Consider the following 23,608-nt stretch of genomic DNA (forward strand, 5'->3'; position numbering starts at 1 on the left):
CTTCCGGTGCGTTAATCCTGTTTCAAACTATCCAAATCCAGTTTCACCGGTGGCGTTTTCAGTTCTTCCAAACCCAGTATGGCCACGGCTTTCACCAGTTCACTCTGTTTACTTCTGAACATCAGTTCACTCTTCACCGTTTTGTATTCGTACTGCAGCTCTTTCAGTTCCCTTGATGTCTGGTTGATCCGCATGATCGTCTTATCCGCGTAATGCCCGTTGGCGATATACAATACCGCGAGGCCCGATAAGAAAAGGAAGAAAGTGAAGTTCTTCACGATCCATTTGTAATCGAACCATTTTCTCCAATCTGCTCTTGTTTCCGACACGCTTTGAATTTTGAGTTTTGAATTATTTCATCATTCAAAATATCCGCTCCACCACCCTCAGTTTCGCGCTCCTCGATCTTGTGTTTCTTTTCAACTCCTCCTGCGAGGCGGTAATTGGCTTTTTATGCACCGCCTTCCAGGGACTCTTTTCTGTTTCCACCATTTCAAAAGGATTCTCCACTACATCTTCGGCCACATTGCCTTTTTTAAAGAACTGCTTCACCACCCTGTCTTCAATGGAATGAAACGTAATGATGGACGCCCTTCCGCCAGGTTTCACCACATCAGGCAGTTGTTGCAGGAACTCCTTTAACACGCCGATCTCATCGTTCACCTCCATGCGCAACGCCTGGAACACCTGTGCGAAATACTTGTTGGGGTTGCCTTTGGCCACTGGCCGCAACGCCTGCATGAACTGGCTGATCGTTTTCATGGGTGTGAGTTTCCTCGCTTCCACGATTGTCCTGGCCAGCGTTTTCGCATTCGTCACTTCCCCATACTTTTCAAAGATGCTATGCAACTTCTTCTCTTCATATTCCGCTACGATATCCGATGCTTTCTTAGGCTGCCGCTGATCCATCCGCATATCCAGGTCGCCATCGAAGCGGATGGAGAAACCTCTTTCCGCTTCATCGAACTGGTGACTGGAAACCCCGAGATCCGCCAGCACACCATCTACCTTATCAACACGGTACAACCGCAGGAACCTGGAGATATGCCTGAAGTTGTGGGGCACAAACTGTATCCTTGGATCATCGGGCAGGTTTTGCTCCGCATCAGGATCCTGGTCGAAGGCGAACAGTCTTCCATCTTTCCCCAATCTTTCTAATATCCCCCTCGAATGACCGCCCCCGCCGAATGTTGCGTCAACATATACCCCATCGGGCCGTATGGCCATATTTTCCAACACCTCGTTGTACAGCACCGGTACATGATATCCAGACAGATTTTCTTCCATAACTACATTTTAGGATCAACCCAATTCCGGAACATCATCATCCCCACCCAGCACTTCCATTGCGAGATTGCTGAAATCCTCATCGGAAATATCTTCAAAGAGCTTTTTGTAAGCGGCGGCGTCCCAAATCTTCACTTTGTCCAGTTCACAAGCCAGTACTATATCCTTCAAGAGGTTCGCGTATTCTTTCAGCGATGGCGGAAGCAACATTCTTCCCGCGGAATCAAACTCAATTACCGTGGCACCTCCAAGAAAGATGGTCTTGAATTGGCGTACCTTCGGTTTAAAATCATTCAGTTTGCGCACTTTAGCCGCCACTTCTTCCCAAACTTTCAACGGATACAGCACCAGGCATTTCTCAAATCCCCTGTTGATGACCATAGAACTGTCCCCTTCCGGCAGCTGCTTTTTCAAGCCGGCCGGGAGCAAAAAGCGCCCCTTGGCATCAAGGGTGGCTTCGTATTCGCCGAGGAGATTGTTCATTTACAGGGATTTGCTCCAAAAAAACATTAATTACCACAAAATAACACTTTTTCCCACTTTCGTTGAGAAATTTCGATTTCTTATTTTATCCACAGGCATACTATGCTCATTAGTGATTGATTAACAAATAGTTAATTATAGAAAGCCTCCTTTTTCGGGTGTGGAAAACCTGCCTTTAATGTGAATATCATGTGAAAATTATGTGAATAACGAATAAAAGCAGTGGATAACAGCAGAAAGAATTGATTTAAAGGCGTTTTAACTTCGCGCCATGTTACATCCCAGGCACCTTCGTATTGCAGATTACACTTATACGCTTCCGGAAGATCGGATCGCCCGTTATCCACTCCCGGAAAGAGATGCGTCAAAACTCCTTGTTTACCGCGATGGCGCTATTTCCACCACGGTGTACAAACGCCTGCCGGAACAACTCGAACGAGGAACCATGTTGGTGTTCAACAATACACGGGTGGTACGCGCAAGGTTGTTCTTCCAAAAGCCAACCGGTGGTCAACTGGAGTTATTTTGCCTGGAACCCGACGAACGCTACCCGGATATTCAAACCGCGATGCAGCAGCATGGAGAAGTGTACTGGAAATGCCTGGTGGGCGGCGCCGCCAAATGGAAAGAAGGTATAGCTTTACAGTGTTCCCTTCCGGAAAATCTCGGTGAAATCACTGCGTGGAAAGTAGGAAAAAACGCGGATCATTTTGTGATCCGCTTCTCCTGGAACGAAGCGTTGAGTTTCGCCGAAGTGCAGCAATATGCCGGTCAGCTCCCGTTACCGCCCTATATGAACCGGGCCGCCGAAACACCAGATCACGAACGGTACCAAACGGTGTATGCTGAACCCGAAGGTTCAGTAGCCGCCCCTACTGCCGGACTTCACTTTACCAACGAACTGTTCGAGGAACTGGCACTACAACAGGTGTCCACACATTTTGTTACGCTTCATGTTGGGGCCGGGACCTTTAAACCGGTGAAGTCTGAAACCATGGATGCGCATGAAATGCACGCGGAATTCCTGGAAACAGCCATCCCGTTTTTAGAGCAACTGCTGAACAGGGGAAAAAACAAACTGATCTGCGTAGGCACGACCTCGCTCCGCACCGTGGAAAGTTTATACTGGATGGGGGTAAAAACATATATCGACCCGGCCATAACCTATGGCGCACTGGAAATAAAGCAATGGGACGCATACGAACTGCCGCAGCATATCACCGTTGAACAGGCGTTATTTTCACTAAAAACCTGGATAGAAAAGAACGGTGGCGGGAAACTGGTTATCAAAACACAGATCATCATCGCACCGGGGTACCGGCTACGCATAGCCGATGCACTCATCACAAATTTTCACCAGCCGCAATCTACTTTGTTGTTGCTGATCGCTTCTATTGTGGGAGATTCCTGGAAAAACATTTATCAGTATGCGCTGGACAACGATTTCCGGTTCCTCAGTTACGGAGACGGATGCCTGTTGTGGCCAACTACTTCGCCAACGGCACCTCAATCGTGAACGCACTGCCTTTCCCCGCAATGCTTTCTACTTTGATCTTGCCGCCATGGGCATCCACAATGGATTTCACGTAGCTGAGTCCCAGTCCGAACCCTTTTACATTGTGCAGGTTACCCGTGTGTGCGCGGTAGAATTTTTCGAAGATGCGTTTCACCGTTTCCTTGCTCATTCCAATACCATTGTCTTCAAAACGTAATACCACATTTTTGCCTTTATTAAAGGTGCTGATATTCAGTTGAAGCTGATCGCGTGAGTACTTCACGGCGTTGTCGATCATATTGGAGATCACATTGGCGAAATGCACTTCATCGCCTTCTATCAGGTCGTTGGTGGCCTGCAGGTTAACCGTGGCTTTACCGTTCTTTTCATTCAACTGAAGAGAGAATTTATCGAGGGCGGCGGTGATCATTTCGTTCACGTGGAGGGGTTTCAGGTTAAGCTGAACATCCTGACGGTCCATCAAAGCCGCCTGTAGTATGGTTTCCACATGCTTGTTCATGCGCTTATTCTCTTCTTTGATGATGCCACTGAAATAGTCGGATTTCGAGGTATCCTGCTTTACCTTTTCGGTGCGGAGCGCATCAATAGCGAGTGATATGGTGGCCAGCGGCGTTTTGAACTCGTGGGTCATGTTGTTGATGAAATCTGATTTGATCTCACTGAGTTTTTTCTGCCGGAGCAATGTGGCGATCGTGATGTAGAACGCGGAAATAATGATGAGGGTGAACAAAATCGCGCCCGCGATCATCCACTGGAGCGATTTCCAGAGTATATGCTTCACGTTTGGCACCACCAGCACCAGTATCTCGTCCTGTACAAGTCCTTCCGCGATACTGCCGCTTGCGGGGATCATGTGGTACACAAAAGTGAAGTTGCGCACGGTATCCTGGCTCATCGCCTCGAAATTGGGGGATTGCCTTTCAAAATACCCCACCATCCCTGTTGTGCTTGGGGAATAGATCGCGAACTCCAGCGAGATATCTTTCATTCCTTCCTTCACCAGCGCTTTCTGCATTTTCTCTTCTATCTCAAAAGTGGTGAACCGTTGCGCAATACTTGGCGGACGAACGAGGTCGTAAGAAAGCTGGTCAGACTGCCAGTTGAAACCGTGGGTACTTTTCCCTGGCCGGTTCAGCAAACCGAGTCCCCTTTGCTCCATCAGGTCTTTGCCCACTGTTTCCGCCACTTTGGAAACCCGCTCACGGAACTGCTCCTCCTTTACGATCAACATGTTCTGTATCCAATTGTACTGGATATAAATAATGCCGATCAGAGAAAGCGTGATCAGGGCGATGATCACGGGAAATATTTTCTTCATGCGCCAAATTTAGTTCAATCCCTGTAATGCAATGCAATAAAGGGTTTCAGCCCAATCTTTTTAACTTTTGGTTGAGCCGTTAAGGGATCATTCTTCTACAAGATATTCAAAAACCTCGGGGAAACATTAATTTAGAAATATGAATCAACCGGCAACAGGCACCATTCTGATAGCGGAGCCCTTTCTGAAAGATCCGAATTTCATGCGCTCCGTTGTATTGATCTGCGAACACCAGGAAGAGGGCAGTCTGGGTTTTGTACTGAACAGGCACCACCAATGCACACTCGATGAAGTTTTGCCCGATATGGAAGGATTCAGGATACCCGTTTTTTATGGCGGTCCCGTACAAATGGATACGCTCCATTTCCTGCATACCTATCCACAGGACATACCAGGCAGTTTTGAAATAACCGATGGCATTTTCTGGGGCGGGGACATCAATGTGGCGATGGATTTGCTGAAAGCGAAAGCCGCTGATCCGAAGAATTTCCGTTTTTTTATCGGCTACTCCGGGTGGAGCGGCGGACAACTGAATGAAGAACTAAAGGAGAACTCCTGGATTTTAGGGCAGGCCAGCAAGAGACTGGTTTTTAACCCGGAAACTTCGGCAATATGGAAGGATGCGTTGAAAGGGCTGGGCGGGGATTATGAGTTGATGGTGAATTTTCCGATAGATCCTTCGTTGAATTAGTATTTTTTCGCCGCGCCGCAGCGAGAAAAAAAGATACTCCAACAGCAACCACACCAAACACAAACAACGCCTTGTTTCCTTGCGTCTTGGCGTGAAAGAAAAACTAAAATTTCGGACAATTCAACTTCCTCGCATTCGGATCCCTCGGCTGCCTCGTATAAATCAGTGAAAGTTCAATTCCGCCCCTGGTATTGGAAGCGGGTTTCAGCGAAGAAGTATTCACATCGTAAGAAAGCCCGAAGCGCCATTCGTTGTTGATTTCCAGCCCAACATAAGGAATCACGGCATCTTTAAGGCGGAGCCATGCACCTGCATACATACTTACCGGAGCGTATTCATCCTGGTTGAGGAGAAACTCTACTGCGCCACCTGCAACGGTGTTCCGGGCGCTGGCCTGGTTGCTGTGCATGGCGCTGAGGTGGAGGTTCGCGGTTTCACTGAGCGGGAAGTATCCTCCTGCCTGCACAGTTACACGTGGATTGAGGTAGAAAAGCGCGTCGGTAAAAGATTCTTTCGGCTTGTTGATGTGGTACATGGAGATGCCGAAATAGAAATTGTTCCAGTCGCTGGTGGCGCCGTTATAGAAGATGCCTGCGGCCAGATCGAAATAGTTTTTGTTAAACACCACGTTGTTGAGCGGGTCCTGTGTTGGACTGGTCCAGGTACCGTTGGCATCCAGTTCATCACCCAGGTTCAGTTTGGTACCATCGAGCCTGCTTTGCGCGTAGGTACCCTGGAACCCCACGCCCAGTTGGTGGTAGCCATCTTCATCCAGGCCTTTGTGGTAGGCGGTGGAGAGCGAGAGGTAGTTGTTGTTGAGAATACCGTTGCCGCTTTTATCGGTTAGGGCCAGTACGCCAACACCCCAGCGGTCGATCTCGGAGATGCGGTTGGTGAGGATGGGCAGATCAATGGATGCGGTGCCTGTTTTGAATGCGTTGCTGATGGTGGGCCATTGGTTGCGGTAGTTGCCCGCGATGCGGTAGCCACCATTGAATTTACCTGTAAGCGCGGGATTCAGCGTAAGTGGTGAAACGAAGAACTGTGAAAAATTGGGATCCTGCCCGTAAAAATCTTTCGCCAGGAGTATGCACAGTATTAAGGTCAGGATCTTTCTCATCAGTACTAGAATGGGTAAACAAGGTAAGCATTAATTTTCACATCCCCTTGCGGTGTTCAGGCAATAAGTGGCGGTTTACATCTGCACTTTCACGCCGAAGGCGAGGTCTCCGGCATCGCCGAGTCCGGGAACGATATACCCTTTTGCGGTCAGTTCATCGTCAATGGCGCCGCACCACAACTTCACGTTGGGCTCCGTGCGGTGAACGAATTCGATGCCTACGGTACAGGCGATGGCGGCCACCACATGTATTTCGCTGGGATGCCCCTCTTCGCGGAGGAACTGGATTGTTTTTACGAGCGAAGCGCCCGTGGCCAGCATGGGATCGGAAATGATGACCACCCTGTTTTCGAGGGCGGGACAGGAAACATAATCCAGACTGATGTCGAAACTGCCGTCGGGATTGTGTTTGCGGTATGCGGAGATGAACGCGTTATCTGCCTTGTCAAAATAGTTGAGCAATCCCTGGTGAAGCGGAAGTCCTGCACGGAGGATCGTGGCCAGCACGGGTTGTTCCTTCAACACCTTACAGGGCGAGATGCCCAGCGGTGTCGTAATCTCTTTTTCCTCCCATTCAAGGGTTTTACTCAGTTCATAGGCGATGGCTTCCCCGATGCGTTCCAGGTTGCGGCGGAAACGCATCCGGTCGTTTTGCACATTCACATCCCGGAGTTCACCCACCCAGTTGCTGAGCAGGGAATAATTTTCGCTGAGGTTGATGACCATAAGGCAGGTTTACACCTATTTTTGCTGCAATTTAAGGGCTATCGGCCGCATTCAAAAATAAACGGGATGATCTACAGGGCTATCGGTTTGATGAGTGGAAGTTCGCTGGACGGGCTGGATATTGTTTTTGCAGAAATTCATGAATCCGGGCGGAAATGGGGATTTGATATCCTGCACGCCGAATGTATCCCCTATACCCTTGAATGGCAGGAGAAATTGAAAAACGCAAGGCAGTTATCCGCATTCGATTACCTCGTGCTCCATGTGGAATATGGCCGCTATCTTGGGGAAAAAGTGAATGAATTCATTGAAAAACATGCACTGCACCACAAGGTGCAGCTCGTGGCCTCGCATGGCCATACTGTTTTCCACGCACCGGAAAAACGTATGACCGCACAACTGGGTGATGGTGCCGCGATCGCCGCTGAAACCGGTCTCCAGGTCATCTCCGACCTCCGTTCCCTGGATGTGGCCCTCGGCGGACAGGGCGCCCCCATCGTGCCCATCGGGGAAGCGCTGCTGCTGCCCGGATTTGACTTCTACCTCAATATTGGTGGTATCGCTAATCTAACTGTAGCCGGAAAGGAACGCATCGCGTTTGATGTTTGCCCCGCAAACCGTGTATTGAACACGCTCGCAAACGAAGCAGGAAAAGCATACGACCACAACGGTGCCATGGCCGCGGGCGGGAATTTAAAGGAACACCTGCTTCAGCAACTGAATGCGCTCTCCTATTACCAGCTTCCGGCACCTAAATCGCTGGCGAATGAATTCGGTACGGAAACTGTTCTTCCTATCCTTCAGCAATCAGCAATTTCCACCGCCGACGCTTTGCATACGATGGTGCACCATATTTGTGATCAGATTGAAAACTCTGTTCAGCAATGGAGCGAAGCCGGTAAGGAAAAAAGGTTACTGGTTACCGGAGGCGGCGCCTTCAACACCTACTTGCTCACGGAACTGGATAAGCGCCTGAAAGCATTGGATGTGGAAATCATTCTTCCCAATGAAACGCTGGTTTCCGGAAAAGAAGCGCTGATCATGGCGTTTATCGGAATATTACGCTGGCGGCAGGACGAAAATGTTTTCGCCTCCGTTACCGGCGCATCTCGAAGCAGTATCGGCGGAGCATTGTGGAGCGGAAGTTAAACCAGTTGAAAAGTATCCCCGTCAAACAATCCCTTATCACTCAGTTTTAAATGGGGAATCACCAGCAATGCCATGAACGAAAGGGTCATAAAAGGCGCGCTGAGTGTGGAACCGAGCTCCTTCGCGGCAGCATCCAAAGCGGCGTAACGTTTCGCGATATTGTACCCATCTCTTGCCGACATTAGTCCGCCAACAGGCAACGACATGCCATCCGTTCCGCAACTGATGCCGCCTTTGTTTTCGATGATGTAATTCACCGCTGCGCAAATAGAAGCATCATCCACGCCTACGGCAATGATGTTGTGTGAATCGTGTGCCACGCTGGAAGCGATGGCGCCTTTCTTCAACCCGAAATTCTTCACGAAAGTCTTGGCGATGGGCGCGTCCGGCGTATAACGGTTCACCACCACCATTTTAAGGATATCTTCTTCCGTATTGCTTTGCAGTAAATTATTTTCATTGATCACCGAACGAATACTCACGATCTTTTTGTTGGTGATCAGTTGCCCGTCGAGCGCTTCTATCACATACACCTGCTCTATGTTTTCTTCCTCCCCCCATTTCAGCAATGGATAAGCGAAGTCGGATGGCACACGCGGCGTACAACGGAACTTGTTCACGGGTGTAACGGGCACGGAATCTATCAGTGTTCTTCCTTCTTCCGCTACTTTTTGTCCGGCTATAACGGTTTGCAATACCTTAAAAGAGCGCAGGTCTTCCACCACAATAAAATCGGCGGAATCACCGGTGCGCAGCATGCCGCAATCCAGGTTATAATGCAGGACCGGATTGATACAGGCCGCACGGAGTATATTAAACAGGGGGATGCCGGCTTTTACGGCCCGCTCCGAAAGTTCGTTGATATGACCTTTCACCAGGCTGTCGGGATGTTTATCATCACTACCGAACATGATGGCTTCCGGGTATTCTTTCAGCAAAGGGATCAGCGCATCGAAGTTACGCGCGGCACTTCCTTCACGGATGATGATTTTCATGCCGTAACGGAGTTTCTCCTGTGCTTCTTCCAATGTAAAACATTCATGATCGGTAGAAATACCTGATTCAATGTATTTCCTGGCTGCTTCTCCCCTTAATCCAGGGGCATGACCATCAACAGGTTTATCGAAACGCCTTGCGGCATCAAGCTTACGCGTTACTTCTTCCTCCCGGTTCAGTACGCCGGGGAAGTTCATCATTTCGGAGAGGTATTTTATTTCAGGCTTCGCCAGCAGCGCCTCTACCTGGTCGGCATCCAAAGTGGCGCCGGCGGTTTCGAATAACGTGGCAGGCACGCAGGATGGCGCCCCGAAATAAAAATGGAACGGTACCTGTTTTCCATTGTTGATCATAAAATCAACCCCTTCCATACCACACACATTCGCGATTTCATGGGGATCACTGATGGTGGCCACGGTGCCGTGCACCACCGCGAGCCGTGCAAATTCAGAAGGAACAAGCATCGAACTCTCAATGTGTACGTGCGCATCTATAAATCCGGGCAATATAAATCGGGCTGGAACAGCCCTTGCGGCGGATAATTCCTCCACAGATACGATCTTGCCGTTTTCTACCGTAACCCTTCCGGGGAATATCTTTTCGTTGAAAATATCTACAATGTGTCCATCCGTGCTGAATCTCATCTGTTTTTGCTATTGGAAGCTAAAAATAAGGAAAAATGCCCTTGTTTCCCCACTCACCCGTACAATCGCCCCGGTCATCCACATTAACGAACCAACAACGAAATATTTAGTAGATTTAAAAAGTTTATCACGAGAAGATTCGATATGAAGAAGTTACTCCTATTGCCGTTTTTTTCGGCCCTCCTCTCCTGTACCCTCGCGCAGAAACAGGAAGTAAAGCAGAACTATGAGACCATCCTGTTCAATACGGGAAAGATGTTGGAAGTGATCCATTACAATCCGAAGCCTTACAACAACGCGTTCTCCCAGATTATTTTCAGGGAATTCTTCGCGACACTCGACCCACAGAAAAAGATTTTCCTGCAGTCCGATATCGACCGGCTCCGGCAATACGAGACCGCCATCGACGAGGAAATCCAGGGTGGAACACCTAAGTTCTTCCGAGATGCCAACGAGGTATACGTACTCCGTTTAAAAGAAGCGCAATTGCTGAGTCGCGACCTGCTCTCGCGCCCCTTCGATTTCACCACCAAAGAAACTTTCCGAGCCAACAATGAAAAGGCGCCCTTCCCCGCCTCTGCCAATGATAGAAAAGAAAGATGGCGCCAGAGCATCAAATATCAGGTGCTGGAAAAATACGAGGACCTGGCAGCCGGCAAAGGTTCCACCCGCATCGATAGTATCGAGAAAAAAGCGCGGGCACTGGTTTCCGTCATCAATGAACGTTTCTTTAAGAACCTCCTGGCCCGCACTTCCGAAGAAGAAGCCTTCAGCACTTTCCTCAATACCATCGTGCAACAATTTGACCCACACTCTTCTTATTACCTTCCCGTTGACCGCCGCGAATTCGTGGAAGACCTGAGCGGTGTGTATTATGGGATCGGCGCGTTGCTGGAAGAACAGAACGGCAATATTTCCATTGGTGAACTGATGATCGGTGGCCCGGCATGGCGGTCGCAACTGGTGGAAAAAGGCGATGTCATTATCCGCGTTACTCAAGCCGGCGAACAGCCCGTTTCCGTAGAGGGTTATACTATGCCCGAACTCATTAAACTCACCCGGGGTAAGAAAGATTCCAAAGTTACCATCACCTTCCGTAAGGCCGACGGCACTTTGCGCGATGTGGCCATGACCAGAACCGCATTGCAACTGGAAGATACTTTCGTAAAAACCGCCGTGATAGCAGACAGCACCCAAAAGATCGGCTATATCTTCCTCCCGAAATTCTACACCGATTTCGGTGATGAAAATGGCAGAAGCTGCGCCGACGATATGGAAAAAGCCGTATTGCAACTGAAAGAACAGCAGGTAGACGGCATCGTGATTGATATCCGCAACAATGGTGGCGGCAGCCTTGGAGAAGTGATCGATATGGTGGGGCTGTTCGTGGATAAAGGTCCCGTAGTGCAGGTGAAGAGCCGGGGTGAAAGGTCGGAAGTTGGTAAAATGAACAAACAGAAAATCTATGATGGTCCGCTCGTAGTAATGGTGAACGAACTGAGCGCCTCCGCCTCCGAAATTTTCGCGGGCGCCATCCAGGACTATAAAAGAGGCATCATCGTGGGCAGCACCACATTCGGAAAAGGCACGGTACAACGCGCCTACCGCATTCCCGGTAAGAACTGGAGCGAAGCGCCCACCGCAGATCTTGGCACACTACATCTTACCATCCAGAAATATTACCGCGTTACCGGAAGTTCCACGCAACTGAAAGGCATCCAGGCCGATGTTTCACTTCCCGGCTTGTATGAACACTACAACGTCCGGGAGAAAGATACCAAGGCAGCCCTTCCATGGGACGAAATAAAACCTGTTCCCTTCAGCATTGAACAACATACGGGCAATCTGGCGCAACTCATCAACCGGAGCATCTCCCGCCAGGAGCGCGACAGCAGCATCTTACTGATGAAACAACAACTCGACTGGCTCGCCGATAAAGAAGATGTTTATCCGCTGGAACTGAGCGCCTTCCGGAAACACCGCGCTGAAAAAAGAGAACGTATCGCGCAGGTACGTAAACTCAGCGCGCTGGTGAACGCCATGCAGGTGCACAACACGCCTGTAGATGCGGCGGAAATGGTGCAGAAGGAACAATTCCGCCAGGAGAACAACAAAGCATGGCTGAACAGTTTGCAGAAAGACAGGTTCCTGTATGAAGCAGTTGCTGTGTTGAAAGACTTGCAGATGGAATTGGTGGCGGGGTTGAATTAGCGGTTCGGTTTCTAAAGAAGTCTTTTTTCTCGCGAAGGCGCAAAGGGCTTTTGCCTTTTATTATTTATTGTATAAGAATTTTTCACGGATCTTCACTAATGATTTTCCGCGCGAACCACCGTGTAAAATTTCATCAGCATAGCGCAAAAGAAAAAGGGCCGACACAAATCAATGTACCAACCCTCTTAAATTATTCGTACTCAACTGAGCAATCTCAATGCCTGGTCGCGAGAAAATTCTCCCTCAACCCGAAGCACCCTAACCACTCCTTGCGTCCTTGCTCCTTTGCGTGAAAAATCTTCTTCCGAAACGCAAAAACCTACTGGTTATCCAGCGCGACAGCGCCTTCCACCAGCACAGTAGCTTTATTGTTCAGCACTTCAACAAAACCACCCGCGATCTGGTAAAAAGAAGCGGATTGTTTGTCTTTCAGCACTTTCACCTTTCCTTTACCGAGCGCGCTTACGAGCGGGGCGTGCTGATCGAGTACCTCGAAAAGCCCATCAGTTCCAGGTAACTGGACACCATATACTTCGCCGCTGTACAGCTTGCGTTCGGGTGTTAAAATTTCTAGATACACGTTATTAATATTGAATATTGAATGACGGAAGCTGAATTATTCATTCAACATCCATCATTCAAAATTTAAAATTCTATTGCTTATCCCTGTGCCTGCGCCAGCAGTTTCTTACCTTTTTCGATGGCATCTTCAATGGTACCAACAAGGTTGAACGCCGCTTCTGGGTATTCGTCTACTTCACCGTCCATGATCATGTTGAAACCGCGGATGGTTTCTTCGATGGGAACGAGTACACCTTTCAGACCCGTGAACTGTTCTGCCACGTGGAAAGGCTGTGAAAGGAAACGCTGTACTTTACGGGCGCGGGATACTGTTTGTTTGTCTTCGTCGCTCAATTCATCCAGACCGAGGATGGCGATGATATCCTGCAGTTCCTTGTAACGCTGAAGGATCAGCTTCACGCGGTCAGCGGTGTTGTAGTGGTTTTCACCCACGATGGCCGGCGTAAGGATACGGCTGGTAGAATCCAGCGGATCCACGGCAGGATAGATACCGAGGTCAGCGATTTTACGGCTGAGTACGGTTGTCGCATCAAGGTGGGCGAAAGTTGTTGCGGGAGCGGGGTCGGTAAGGTCATCCGCAGGCACGTATACCGCCTGTACGGAGGTAATGGAACCGTTCTTGGTAGAGGTGATCCTTTCCTGCATCAGTCCCATTTCAGTAGCCAGTGTAGGTTGGTAACCCACGGCGGAAGGCATACGTCCCAGCAGGGCCGATACTTCGGAACCAGCCTGGGTGAAACGGAAGATATTGTCTACGAAGAAGAGGATGTCACGGCCTTGTCCCTGTCCGTCGCCATCACGGTAGTATTCAGCGATGGTAAGACCGCTCAATGCCACGCGGGCACGTGCTCCTGGGGGTTCGTTCATTTGTCCGAACACGAAAGTCGCTTTGGAATCTTTCAGTTCGTTCATGTCCACTTTCTCGAGGTCCCATCCACCTTCTTCCATGCTGTGTTTGAATCCTTCACCATATTTCATGATACCGGCTTCAATCATTTCGCGCATGAGGTCGTTCCCTTCACGGGTACGCTCACCCACACCTGCGAACACGGACAAACCGGAATATGCTTTCGCGATGTTATTGATCAATTCCTGGATCAATACGGTTTTACCCACACCGGCACCACCGAACAGACCGATTTTACCACCTTTCGCGTAAGGTTCGATCAGGTCGATTACTTTGATACCTGTGAAGAGTACTTCTGTAGCGGTGCTCAGGTTCTCGAACGCAGGGGGCTTGGCGTGAATAGCACGGCCACCGGCTTTGTCGATAGCGGGCAATCCGTCGATAGGATCACCTGTTACGTTGAACAACCTTCCTTTGATGCCTTCACCTATGGGCATGGTGATCGCTTTACCAGTATCAGATACCGCTGTGCCACGCACCAGGCCTTCAGTTCCGTCCATCGCGATGCAACGAACGCTGTCTTCACCAAGGTGTTGCTGAACTTCCATTACCAGGGTATCACCATTTTCACGCTTCAGTTCCAGCGCGTTGTAAATTTCGGGTAATTTACCGCTGAACTGTACGTCCACAACGGCTCCGATCACCTGCTTTACTTTACCTGTGTTAGGCATATTATCAATTAATTTTAAGTGAGCTGTTCAAAATTGGCGCAAAGGTAACACATGGTGTTCAAAGTTCAATAATTTGCCGGGCTTAAAGTTTACATCATGTGCAAAACCTTCATAAATAAATGATATTCATATAATTACACTAAAAAACGCATTTACATCCTGATCATCTTTTCAGCTAGTTTTTAAAGTAAATATTTCACTAATTCTACCTTACCTCGCCCTATAGTCACTAATATACCCGGTTCCCTTTCCAACATCCTTCCGGTGAAAACTTATATTTGCCTATGCGGAAAAATCACTACTTCAATCCCGGATCAGGGGTAATGATCCTGATCGCCATTGCGCTTATCGTTTCAGCCTGTGGTTCCGGTTCTGGGAAAGAGCAGGCACCTATTGTCAGAGACACTACCATTACAGCGCAGAACGCATACAATAACCTTTTCTTCGACAGTCTGCGGTTGGAAAAAGCAATCGCCAGTGATTCGTCCCTCTGGCAATTCGATGAAAAACTCCGTCGTTTCTATGCCGGCCGCAACTACCAGTTCGCTTGGTTCGATACCTCCGGCATGGCCGAACAGGCTTATAACTTCCGCAACCTGTGGACCGCCAGCGCTTCCGATCTTCAGGATTCGCTCCTGCTGAATGAACCCCTTACCGCCACTGTTGACAGTCTTCACCAACCTGGTCTTACGCCACCCTCCAGCGATTCCGGCATATTCAGAACCGAAATCGCCCTCACCCGCCAGTTCTTCCTTTATGCGGAGAAAAACTTCACCGGCAAAGAAAACCTCGATATGGCCGAATTGGAATGGTTCATCCCCCGCAAGAAAATCCAGGCGGTTGAACTGCTCGATTCCCTGATCGCAACCAAAGGCAAGGACATCGCCCGTATCGCCCCGGTAAGCAAACAATATTACCTGCTGGAAGAATACCTTAAAAAGTATTACCAACTCGAAAAAGAAACCGGCTGGCCCGAAATTGTGGCGGAACAGAAAAAATTCAGTCCCGGAGACAGTTCCTCCACGATTTCCGCCATCAAGCACCGTCTCAGCTTTCTGGGAGACTATGCCGATCCCGATTCCTCCGGCTATTTCAACAACGCCCTCACCGAAGCGGTCAAAAATTACCAGCACCGCCATGGTATTACCGAAGACGGCATCATCGGGCCCCAGTTCCTGCGCAGGTTAAACGCCCCGATCAATGACCGCATCCGGCAGATTCTCATCAATATGGAACGGTTGCGCTGGGCGCCCCGTGAACCCGAAACCGATTACCTCCTGGTGAATATTCCCGAATATCGCCTGCATGTGTACGAAGATGGGCAACTTTCTTTTGATATGGATGTGGTGGTGGGAAAAGCGCAGCATGGTACCGTTATTTTCACGGGTAGTTTGAAGTACATTGTATTCAGTCCGTACTGGAATATTCCTCCCGGAATTCTTGCCAACGAGATACTTCCGGCCGTCCAACGCAACCCCGGTTATCTCGCCAAACACAATATGGAAGTGGTTAGCGGTAAAACGGTGGTGCCACCCGGCAGCATCAACTGGGGGAAATACACCGCCCGTACCTTCCCGTATATGATACGCCAGAAGCCCGGTGATAATAACTCACTCGGCAGGGTGAAATTCCTGTTCCCGAATAACTATAATATTTACTTCCACGACACACCGGCTAAGAGTCTTTTCGGTGAAAGCCGCCGTGATTTCAGCCATGGCTGCATCCGCCTCAGCGAACCCGTGAAATTCGCGGAACACCTGCTCCGCAACGATACCTCCTGGACATCTGAAAAGATCAGTGAATTCATGAAAGCCGACAAAGAAAAATATGTGACGCTTAAAAAGGAAATCCCGGTATTTATCGGCTATTTCACCGCTTGGGTGGATAAAGATGGGAAACTAAACTTCAGGGAAGATGTGTATGGGCACGATAAGAAGTTGGAAGAAAAACTTTTCGGATCATCGCCCAAATAGATTAAGCAGGAATAATTATAAGAAAAAGAGAAGTGCAATCACTTCTCTTTTTTATTGCTCTTTTTGGAGAAAAAAAGTTTCGAGGCCATGCGTAAAGCCGTAAACACACCTACCCGTTGGATGAATCCTTTCGCCAGCCCGCCAGCAAGCCCCGTAACCACTCCACCCACGCCGCTTTTGTTTTTGGAGAACAGCATGTTAATGCCACTACTTAACCCGCCAATCGCGGTGTCGGTAACTTTCCCGGCGATAAAAGCCGGTACCACGGTTTTTGCTACCGAGGCCACCAGTTCCCCTGGCACTTTTTTCACCCGGGTACGTAGTTCTTTTTCCTGCAGCTTAACGCGGAGGCGTACACGCTTTTGCTCCAGCTTCAGGTCTTCAAGGTTGTTGATATGTGTCAGGTCCGGCCTGGTCGGGGACGTTATGGGTGGAATTTGGTTCATCTTCATCTGTTTGTTTGTCAAATATGATCCTGACTACCGTGTTGGCCACGAAATTATGGAGGATTTTTTTCCTCAATAAGACGAGTATGATGAGCAAAACGATGTACACGAGCGTAATGATACCGAAGCCGTAAAACAGGCTTCCGGTAAGTTCTGCGAAATAATATCCCGCCATAATACTCAGGAACATGAGGATAAAAAAGCCGATCATGCCAATTACGATGCCACTCACCATAAGCGCCACCAGGTTGGCGGCCTTTTCAGTGGCCTGTAGTTTAAAGAGCAGCATCCTGTCCTGAACGTACTTTTCCACCATCTCCTCCGTTTCTTCAAAAAATCCGGGCTTTTTATCACTGGCCATAGGCAATGTTTTAGGTAATTATAGAAGATCAGGCCTGTTCCGTGGTGCCTTCGAGGTCATCAGCGAATTGCTTTCCCTTGTTGATCGTTTCTTTCACTTCATCAGAGAACTTGCCCGCGGCATCTTTCAGGTCCGCGATCAGTTCTTTCCCCTTATCGCTGGTGAGAAAAACACCTAAAGCAGCGCCCGCGGCAGCGCCAAGTATAAATCCTACGAGTAGTTTCGAATTACTTGCCATGTTGGTATGTTTTTTAAAATTGTGAAAGAATCAGTGTAGGTTTGAGCCTACCTAAGTTAATCAAATACCATTCCACTACAAAAATAACAAATGGAGACAAAGCTATCCGACCGGAAGATGAACAAGTACCTCTTCCTGACCATCATCCTGCTTTTCGGCGGGTTTCTTTTTTTCAGTCTGATAGAATTCTTCACCGGTTTCCTGGGCGCCATTATGTTTTATGTGCTGGCCAAACCGAGCATGTGCAGGCTTTTGAAAAAGGGCTGGAATAAATCACTGGCAGCCGTGGTCATCATCGTGATTTCTTTCTTTATCATCCTCTTGCCGATCAGTTTGCTGGGCGCGATGCTGTATAATAAGATAAGCGCTTTTGTTAGTGATCCTGAAGCGCTGGTAAGCGCGTTAAAAGAATTCGACCAGCGCATACAGTCTCAATATAATTTCAAATTGCTTTCAGAAAAGAACATCAGCAATATTGAAGGATTCGCTACCGGTGCCATACAATCGATCCTGAATGAAAGCCTGGGCATTTTCGGCACCATTACCATGATGTATTTCTTTCTTTATTTCATGTTGTACAATGTAAACAGGATGGAAGCGGCCATCGTGTTTTACCTTCCCTTCCAGCGGAGGAAAATCGAATTGTTCGGGCAGGAACTGGTGGCGCAGACCTTCAGCAATGCGGTGGGTGTTCCCCTGATTGCAGTGGCACAGGGGCTTTGCGGTTACGGTGGTTACCTGATAGCGGGCCTGCCCGAAGCGGGTTTCTGGGGCATCATCACAGGTTTCTCTTCCATCATTCCTATTGTTGGCACCGGGTTGGTATGGGTGCCCGCGGGTATCTACCTTTTAGCGGGTGGCTCCATCTGGCAGGGCGTATTTATCATCATCTGGGGCGCGGCTGCGCTGGGGAGCCTTGACAATGTGATCCGGTTCATGCTCGCCAAGCGCATGGCCGATGTACATCCCGTGGTTACCGTGCTGGGCGTGATCATCGGACTGAAATATTTTAATATTCCCGGATTGATATTCGGGCCACTCCTGATCTCCTATTTTATTATCCTCCTGAAGATTTATTACGCGGAATACCAGACCGATGTTCCGGTCATAAAAAAGAATAAAATTCGCCCTGTTCGGTTTAACTTGCCCTTTTTAGGAACGAAAAAGCCATAAGCATGGAATTGATCCAGGTATCGGATAAGGCTACTGAAGCATTGTTTCTGAAGGCTTCGGTGGAAGTGAACAGGAATACCCCTCATTACATACGACCGCTTGATAAAGACATCAGGATGGTATTTGATCCCGCGCAGAACAAGGCTTTCCGGCATGGGGAATGCGCACGTTGGGTATTGAAGGATGGAGAAGGAAGACTGATCGGCAGGATCGCGGCCTTCGTCAATAAAAAATACAGGTCCAAAGGTGATAAAGGTCCCGTGGGCGGAATGGGCTTCTTCGATTGCATTCATCACCAAGACGCGGCGGATATGCTGTTCGACGTAGCGAAACACTGGCTCCTGCAACGCGGCATGACCGCCATGGACGGCCCCATCAACTTCGGGGAACGCGACCGCTGGTGGGGACTGGTGGTGAAAGGTTTCCAGGAACCACTTTACGGGATGAACTTTAATCCACCCTATTACCAGGAACTGGTAGAAAATTACGGATTCAGGCCCTTCTTTCACCAGGTATGCTTCGGCATGGACGCGAAAAAGCCCATGAGCGAAAAACTGCTGAAGAGGCACGCGCGTGTGGCAGCAGACCCCGCTTATTCCGCCAAACATATCCGTAAGGACCAATTGGAAAAATTCGCGGAAGATTTCACTGAAATATACAACAAGGCCTGGGCGGGACATGGGGGCATGAAGGAACTCCGGAAAGAACAGGTGATCGTCATGTTCAAAACCATGAAACCCGTTATGGACGAGCGTATCATCTGGTTTGCCTACCACAACAACAAACCTATCGCACTGTTTGTGAACCTGCCCGATCTGAACCAATGGTTCAAACACCTGAACGGGCAGTTCAACCTGCTCGCGAAGTTGAAGTTCCTTTGGGTGAAAGCCACCAAACCCTGCCGTAAATTAACGGGTATTGTATTCGGTATTATCCCCGAGTACCAGGCAAAGGGGGTGGATGCCTATATTATTGTAGAAACCGCCAAAGTGGTGCAGCCGGAAACCCCTTACACGGAATATGAAATGCAGTGGATCGGCGATTTCAACCCAAAAATGATCAACGTAGCCGAAAACCTGCCAGACTCCTTCCGGACCCGGGAACTGATCACATACCGGTACAATTTCGACAGGACCCAACCTTTCGAGCGCCACCCCATCCTCTGACCGGGACCCGGAAAATAACGGATGTAGCGCAGGTTTAAACACCGTACCTGTTTGCCTGAAAAGTAAAATCTCTATCTTGCAACCATAATGGAAAAGTTCATCGTTTCGGCCCGGAAGTACAGACCACAGAATTTCAGCACCGTTGTGGGGCAGCAGCATATTACCACCACCTTAAAGAACGCGATCCGCAACAAACAACTGGCGCATGCCTTTTTGTTTTGTGGTCCGCGGGGTGTGGGGAAGACCACCTGCGCGCGTATCCTGGCCAAGACCATCAACTGTGCGCATCCCGGAGAAGATGGGGAAGCCTGCAATACCTGTCATTCCTGTGTATCCTTCAACGATGGGGCCTCGCTGAATATCCATGAACTGGATGCCGCCTCCAACAACTCGGTGGACGATATCCGTACACTGGTGGAACAAGTACGTTTCGCGCCACAGGCGGGGGAGTACAAGGTGTACATCATCGATGAGGTGCACATGCTCAGTTCCTCGGCCTTCAACGCCTTCCTGAAAACACTGGAAGAACCGCCTCCGTATGCCATTTTTATCCTGGCCACCACGGAAAAACATAAGATACTGCCCACGATCCTTTCCCGTTGCCAGATTTTCGATTTCAAACGGATCACCACCCAGGATACCGCCGACCACCTCAACGAGATATGTGAGAAAGAAGCAGTGAAAGCGGAAATGGCCGCCCTGCAACTGATCGCCCAGAAAAGTGAAGGTTGTATGCGCGACGCGCTGAGCATCATGGACAAGATCGTGAGTTTCACCAACGGGGAACTTAGCTACACGAATACCCTGGAGCACCTCAATATCCTGGACGCGGATTATTATTTCCGGCTCATGGACGCCATGCTGAAGCAGGATGTATCTTCGGCGCTCCTGATGTTCGACGAGATCAACCGGAAAGGTTTTGAAGGCGATACCGTATTGAACGGGCTGGCCGAATTCATCCGGAACCTGCTGGTGTGCAAAGACCCGAAAGTGGCGTCACTGCTGGATGTGGTGGAGAGTTTCAAAGACCGTTATGTAACCATGGCTGGGGCCGTCAGCGCTTCCCTGCTGGTGAGTGCGCTGAACCTGCTTTCCGATGCGGAAATACAATACCGCGGCGCCAGGAACAAGCGCCTCCACATAGAACTTACCCTCATCAAACTCTGTTACCTCCAGCAGGCGATAGAAATTACCGATGGCGGCTCCGGCCCGGATAAAAAAAAAATAACTGACCGGCCGCTGGCGTTCAGAACGGTTTCACTGGCACCCGCTCCAGAGAAAAAACCGGTTTCAGGCGCGAAACTGATTGTGGAAACATCAGCCACACCGAAGCCAGTTGCAACCACTGCTACACAGGCTGCGGCGGCACCTTCAGCAAATACTCAACCGGCCGCTTTCCAAACTCCAACAACACCAATACAAACGGGAGCCCCCAGCGCAGCCGTCAAACCCGCTACAGTTACCGCACCTGCTCCACCTAATGGCGGAGGACTGAAACTCAGCTCACTGAGTAAACTCCGGCAGGAGATCGCGGCAAGAAACAGCGGCCCTTCCGAGAAAAAAGAACGCATCGCCCTTACGCAGGAACTGTTGAAAGAACACTGGCAGGGCTTCGCCAACAAATTAAGGGAAGCGAAAAACCCAGCCGTACAAAGTTTCGAATTATCCGAACTGCGTATCCTGGACGATGAAAACTTTGAAGTAGTTACCGGCGACAATATCATGGCCCGCTTTATTGATGCTGAAAAGCGGGAACTCGCGGAATACCTGCAGGAGAAGTTCTGCAACAACAGGTTGCTTTTCACCGTGGTGATTGAGCAAAGAGCAGACCTCGGCCTGAAATTCGAACGGCCGCTCACACCACGCGAGGTATTCATGCAGATGGCCGAACAATACCCACTGATCAACGATTTGCGGATAAAACTCCGGCTCGAAGTAGATTAATTTTCGGTGAAAACACCCTGATCAGAAATGTAAAAACACCGTTTAATGATAAGGTAAAAACCATTTTCATTTTCTTAACAAAAGCTTTCCCTACATTCGTTCCGGAATTGCTTTCCGACCATCAGCCTTTACTGGTGCTAAGATCCTATCAGTGTATGATCTGTGCTTCCGGTAAAGGCTGAGCCAATTATGGGAACCGCTGCACCATAATTCGCCTTTTTCCTGTAATTTCGGCCTTCCATTAAGCAAATGGGTACCGGGAAACCGGGAAACACATGCAATCGAACAACTAAAAACGATTATCTTTTTATGGCTGAAGTGATACTCATGCCCCGCCTGAGCGATACCATGACCGAAGGTGTGATAGCCGCCTGGCACAAAAAAGTGGGTGATACCGTTAAGAAAGGAGATTTACTGGCTGAAGTTGAAACCGATAAGGCCACCATGGAACTGGAAAGCTACCAGGACGGTACGCTCCTGTACGTGGGTGCCCAGAATGGAGAAAAAGTGGACGTGAACGCTTTGCTGGCCATCCTCGGAAAACCAGGGGAAAATGTAGATGATCTCGTGAAGCAAAATGGCGGACAAGCCGCTCCCGCAGCCGAAAAGAAATCCGAAGCAACAAAAGAAGAAGCACCCAAAGCTGAAGCGCAAACGGAAGCACCTAAGGCTGAAAAAACCGCGGCTTCCGGTATGGACCTGGCCACTGTGGAAGAAGCCATCCTGATGCCACGTCTCAGCGATACCATGACAGAAGGCGTGATCGCCGCCTGGCATAAAAAAGTGGGCGACTCCGTTAAAAAAGGAGAATTGCTTGCGGAAGTGGAAACCGATAAGGCGACCATGGAACTGGAAAGTTATAAAGATGGCACCCTGCTTTATATTGGCGCTGAAAAAGGCGACAAAGTTCCTGTTAACGCCCTGCTCTGCATCATCGGAAATGATAAAACAAATGTGGACGCGATCGTTGCCGCAGCCAAAGGCGGTGGCATCGAAGCCAAAGGAGAAGGTGACGTGAAAGGTGCCACAGGTACACCCGCCTCTTCCGTAGAAAGCAAAAAGGAAGATACCAATAAGGAAAGTGATACCACTTCTGAAAATGTTTCCAGCGACGGAAGGATCAAAGCATCCCCACTCGCCAAAAAGATCGCCGCTGAAAAAGGCATCGATATCACCAAAGTAACCGGAACAGGAGACAATGGCCGTATTGTTAAATCCGACGTTGACAATTATGTTCCCGCCGCTGAAAAAGCTTCTGCCGCCCCTGCTGCAAAAACAACCGCCGCTCCTGCAGTATACGGCCAGGAAAGCTTCGACGAGAAGCCTGTTTCGCAAATGCGCAAGGTAATCGCCAAGCGCCTCAGCGAAAGCCTGTTCACCGCACCGCACTTCTACGTTACGATGTCTATTGATATGGACAAAGCCGTGGAAAGCCGCGCCAAAATGAATGAAACCGCTCCCGTAAAAATTTCCTTCAACGATATGGTGCTGAAAGCCGTGGCGCTTTCGCTGAAACAACATCCCGCTGTGAACAGCAGCTGGCTGGGCGACAAGATCCGCACCAACCACCACGTGAACATCGGCGTAGCCGTTGCCGTGGATGAAGGGCTGCTGGTTCCTGTAGTCCGTTTCGCCGATACCAAATCCCTCAGCCAGATCGGTGCTGAAGTGAAGGAGTATGCCAAACGCGCCAAAGACAAGAAGTTGCAACCTGCCGATTGGGAAGGTTCCACCTTTACCATCTCTAACCTTGGTATGTTCGGTGTGGACGAATTCACCGCCATCATCAACCCGCCCGATGCCTGCATTCTCGCGGTAGGTGGTATCAGCCAGGTGCCCGTTGTAAAAGATGGTCAGATTAAAGTGGGCAATGTGATGAAAGTAACCCTGAGCTGTGACCACCGTGTAGTGGATGGCGCAACAGGCGCAGCGTTCCTGCAAACACTGAAGAGCCTGCTGGAAGAACCCGTTAGAATGCTCGTGTAACGGAAACGTTCAAACATAAT

Annotated in this window: 21 protein-coding genes; 9 read left to right on the forward strand and 12 right to left on the reverse strand. The window is 49.4% G+C overall.

Going from position 1 to position 23,608, the window contains the following annotated elements:
* Positions 1-11: 11 nt before the first annotated feature.
* From M4J38_RS03350 to mraZ, 3 genes are read right to left on the reverse strand one after another with little or no spacing between them, the layout of a single operon-like run.
* Positions 12-329, reverse strand: coding sequence for an FtsL-like putative cell division protein (locus tag M4J38_RS03350; RefSeq protein ID WP_251758115.1), 318 nt, complete (start codon positions 327-329; stop codon positions 12-14).
* 34 nt (positions 330-363) lie between these two features.
* Positions 364-1,287 (reverse strand): 16S rRNA (cytosine(1402)-N(4))-methyltransferase RsmH, encoded by a 924-nt coding sequence (gene rsmH, locus M4J38_RS03355; RefSeq protein WP_251758116.1) that lies wholly within the window; start codon positions 1,285-1,287, stop codon positions 364-366.
* A 15-nt stretch (positions 1,288-1,302) separates the two neighbouring features.
* Positions 1,303-1,770 carry a division/cell wall cluster transcriptional repressor MraZ gene (gene mraZ, locus M4J38_RS03360; RefSeq protein ID WP_251758117.1) on the reverse strand — a complete coding sequence of 156 codons (468 nt, stop codon included), beginning with the start codon at positions 1,768-1,770 and terminating at the stop codon, positions 1,303-1,305.
* A 271-nt stretch (positions 1,771-2,041) separates the two neighbouring features.
* Here mraZ and M4J38_RS03365 point away from each other — a divergent pair, with 271 nt between their 5' ends.
* Entirely contained in the window at positions 2,042-3,286 is a 1,245-nt protein-coding gene (locus M4J38_RS03365) for an S-adenosylmethionine:tRNA ribosyltransferase-isomerase (protein WP_251758118.1), read from the forward strand.
* Here M4J38_RS03365 and M4J38_RS03370 read toward each other — a convergent pair.
* Entirely contained in the window at positions 3,258-4,604 is a 1,347-nt protein-coding gene (locus M4J38_RS03370) for a sensor histidine kinase KdpD (RefSeq protein ID WP_251758119.1), read from the reverse strand. The two genes, M4J38_RS03365 and M4J38_RS03370, sit on opposite strands and share 29 nt — an antisense overlap.
* Before the next feature lie 139 nt (positions 4,605-4,743).
* On the opposite strand from M4J38_RS03370, the gene M4J38_RS03375 reads away from it, so the two are divergent.
* A complete protein-coding gene (locus M4J38_RS03375; RefSeq protein ID WP_251758120.1) occupies positions 4,744-5,295 on the forward strand; it encodes a YqgE/AlgH family protein in 552 nt (183 codons plus the stop codon).
* A gap of 103 nt (positions 5,296-5,398) precedes the next feature.
* On the opposite strand, the gene M4J38_RS03380 is transcribed toward M4J38_RS03375, so the two are convergent.
* Entirely contained in the window at positions 5,399-6,415 is a 1,017-nt protein-coding gene (locus M4J38_RS03380; protein ID WP_251758121.1) for a PorP/SprF family type IX secretion system membrane protein, read from the reverse strand.
* Between the two features lie 75 nt (positions 6,416-6,490).
* Complete coding sequence (gene upp / locus M4J38_RS03385) at positions 6,491-7,141, reverse strand: uracil phosphoribosyltransferase (protein WP_251758122.1); 651 nt, start codon at positions 7,139-7,141, stop codon at positions 6,491-6,493.
* A 66-nt stretch (positions 7,142-7,207) separates the two neighbouring features.
* Here upp and M4J38_RS03390 point away from each other — a divergent pair, with 66 nt between their 5' ends.
* Positions 7,208-8,290, forward strand: coding sequence for an anhydro-N-acetylmuramic acid kinase (locus M4J38_RS03390; RefSeq protein WP_251758123.1), 1,083 nt, complete (start codon positions 7,208-7,210; stop codon positions 8,288-8,290).
* Here the strand turns inward: M4J38_RS03390 and ade are convergent.
* Positions 8,287-9,930, reverse strand: a complete 1,644-nt coding sequence (gene ade, locus M4J38_RS03395) for an adenine deaminase (protein WP_251758124.1) — start codon at positions 9,928-9,930, stop codon at positions 8,287-8,289. The two genes, M4J38_RS03390 and ade, sit on opposite strands and share 4 nt — an antisense overlap.
* A 144-nt stretch (positions 9,931-10,074) precedes the next feature.
* Here ade and M4J38_RS03400 point away from each other — a divergent pair, with 144 nt between their 5' ends.
* Complete coding sequence (locus tag M4J38_RS03400; RefSeq protein WP_251758125.1) at positions 10,075-12,141, forward strand: carboxy terminal-processing peptidase; 2,067 nt, start codon at positions 10,075-10,077, stop codon at positions 12,139-12,141.
* A gap of 319 nt (positions 12,142-12,460) precedes the next feature.
* On the opposite strand, the gene atpC is transcribed toward M4J38_RS03400, so the two are convergent.
* Together atpC and atpD are read right to left on the reverse strand one after the other, a co-directional pair.
* Entirely contained in the window at positions 12,461-12,721 is a 261-nt protein-coding gene (gene atpC, locus M4J38_RS03405; RefSeq protein ID WP_251758126.1) for an ATP synthase F1 subunit epsilon, read from the reverse strand.
* An 80-nt stretch (positions 12,722-12,801) separates the two neighbouring features.
* Positions 12,802-14,301, reverse strand: a complete 1,500-nt coding sequence (atpD, locus tag M4J38_RS03410; RefSeq protein WP_251758127.1) for a F0F1 ATP synthase subunit beta — start codon at positions 14,299-14,301, stop codon at positions 12,802-12,804.
* 284 nt (positions 14,302-14,585) lie between these two features.
* Here atpD and M4J38_RS03415 point away from each other — a divergent pair, with 284 nt between their 5' ends.
* Complete coding sequence (locus M4J38_RS03415; protein WP_251758128.1) at positions 14,586-16,274, forward strand: murein L,D-transpeptidase; 1,689 nt, start codon at positions 14,586-14,588, stop codon at positions 16,272-16,274.
* Positions 16,275-16,312: 38 nt separating this feature from the next.
* On the opposite strand, the gene M4J38_RS03420 is transcribed toward M4J38_RS03415, so the two are convergent.
* Genes M4J38_RS03420 through M4J38_RS03430 form a run of 3 tightly spaced genes read right to left on the reverse strand, consistent with a single transcriptional unit; the run spans position 16,313 to position 17,319 of the window.
* On the reverse strand, positions 16,313-16,720 hold the full coding sequence (locus M4J38_RS03420) for a hypothetical protein (protein WP_251758129.1): 408 nt from the start codon (positions 16,718-16,720) through the stop codon (positions 16,313-16,315).
* Positions 16,656-17,081 (reverse strand): phage holin family protein, encoded by a 426-nt coding sequence (locus M4J38_RS03425; RefSeq protein ID WP_251758130.1) that lies wholly within the window; start codon positions 17,079-17,081, stop codon positions 16,656-16,658. The genes M4J38_RS03420 and M4J38_RS03425 overlap by 65 nt, the downstream gene beginning before the upstream one ends.
* A 28-nt stretch (positions 17,082-17,109) precedes the next feature.
* Positions 17,110-17,319: a YtxH domain-containing protein gene (locus M4J38_RS03430; RefSeq protein ID WP_251758131.1), complete on the reverse strand. Its 210-nt coding sequence runs from the start codon at positions 17,317-17,319 to the stop codon at positions 17,110-17,112.
* A 90-nt stretch (positions 17,320-17,409) separates the two neighbouring features.
* On the opposite strand from M4J38_RS03430, the gene M4J38_RS03435 reads away from it, so the two are divergent.
* From M4J38_RS03435 to M4J38_RS03450, 4 genes are all read left to right on the forward strand, one after another.
* Entirely contained in the window at positions 17,410-18,492 is a 1,083-nt protein-coding gene (locus tag M4J38_RS03435; protein WP_251758132.1) for an AI-2E family transporter, read from the forward strand.
* A 2-nt stretch (positions 18,493-18,494) separates the two neighbouring features.
* Entirely contained in the window at positions 18,495-19,658 is a 1,164-nt protein-coding gene (locus M4J38_RS03440) for a hypothetical protein (RefSeq protein WP_251758133.1), read from the forward strand.
* An 87-nt stretch (positions 19,659-19,745) separates the two neighbouring features.
* On the forward strand, positions 19,746-21,602 hold the full coding sequence (locus tag M4J38_RS03445) for a DNA polymerase III subunit gamma/tau (RefSeq protein ID WP_251758134.1): 1,857 nt from the start codon (positions 19,746-19,748) through the stop codon (positions 21,600-21,602).
* Positions 21,603-21,911: 309 nt separating this feature from the next.
* A complete protein-coding gene (locus tag M4J38_RS03450) occupies positions 21,912-23,588 on the forward strand; it encodes a pyruvate dehydrogenase complex dihydrolipoamide acetyltransferase (RefSeq protein WP_251758135.1) in 1,677 nt (558 codons plus the stop codon).
* Positions 23,589-23,608 lie beyond the last annotated feature (20 nt).

The sequence above is a fragment of the Parasegetibacter sp. NRK P23 genome, from assembly GCF_023721715.1.
Classification (GTDB): Bacteria; Bacteroidota; Bacteroidia; order Chitinophagales; family Chitinophagaceae; genus Parasegetibacter.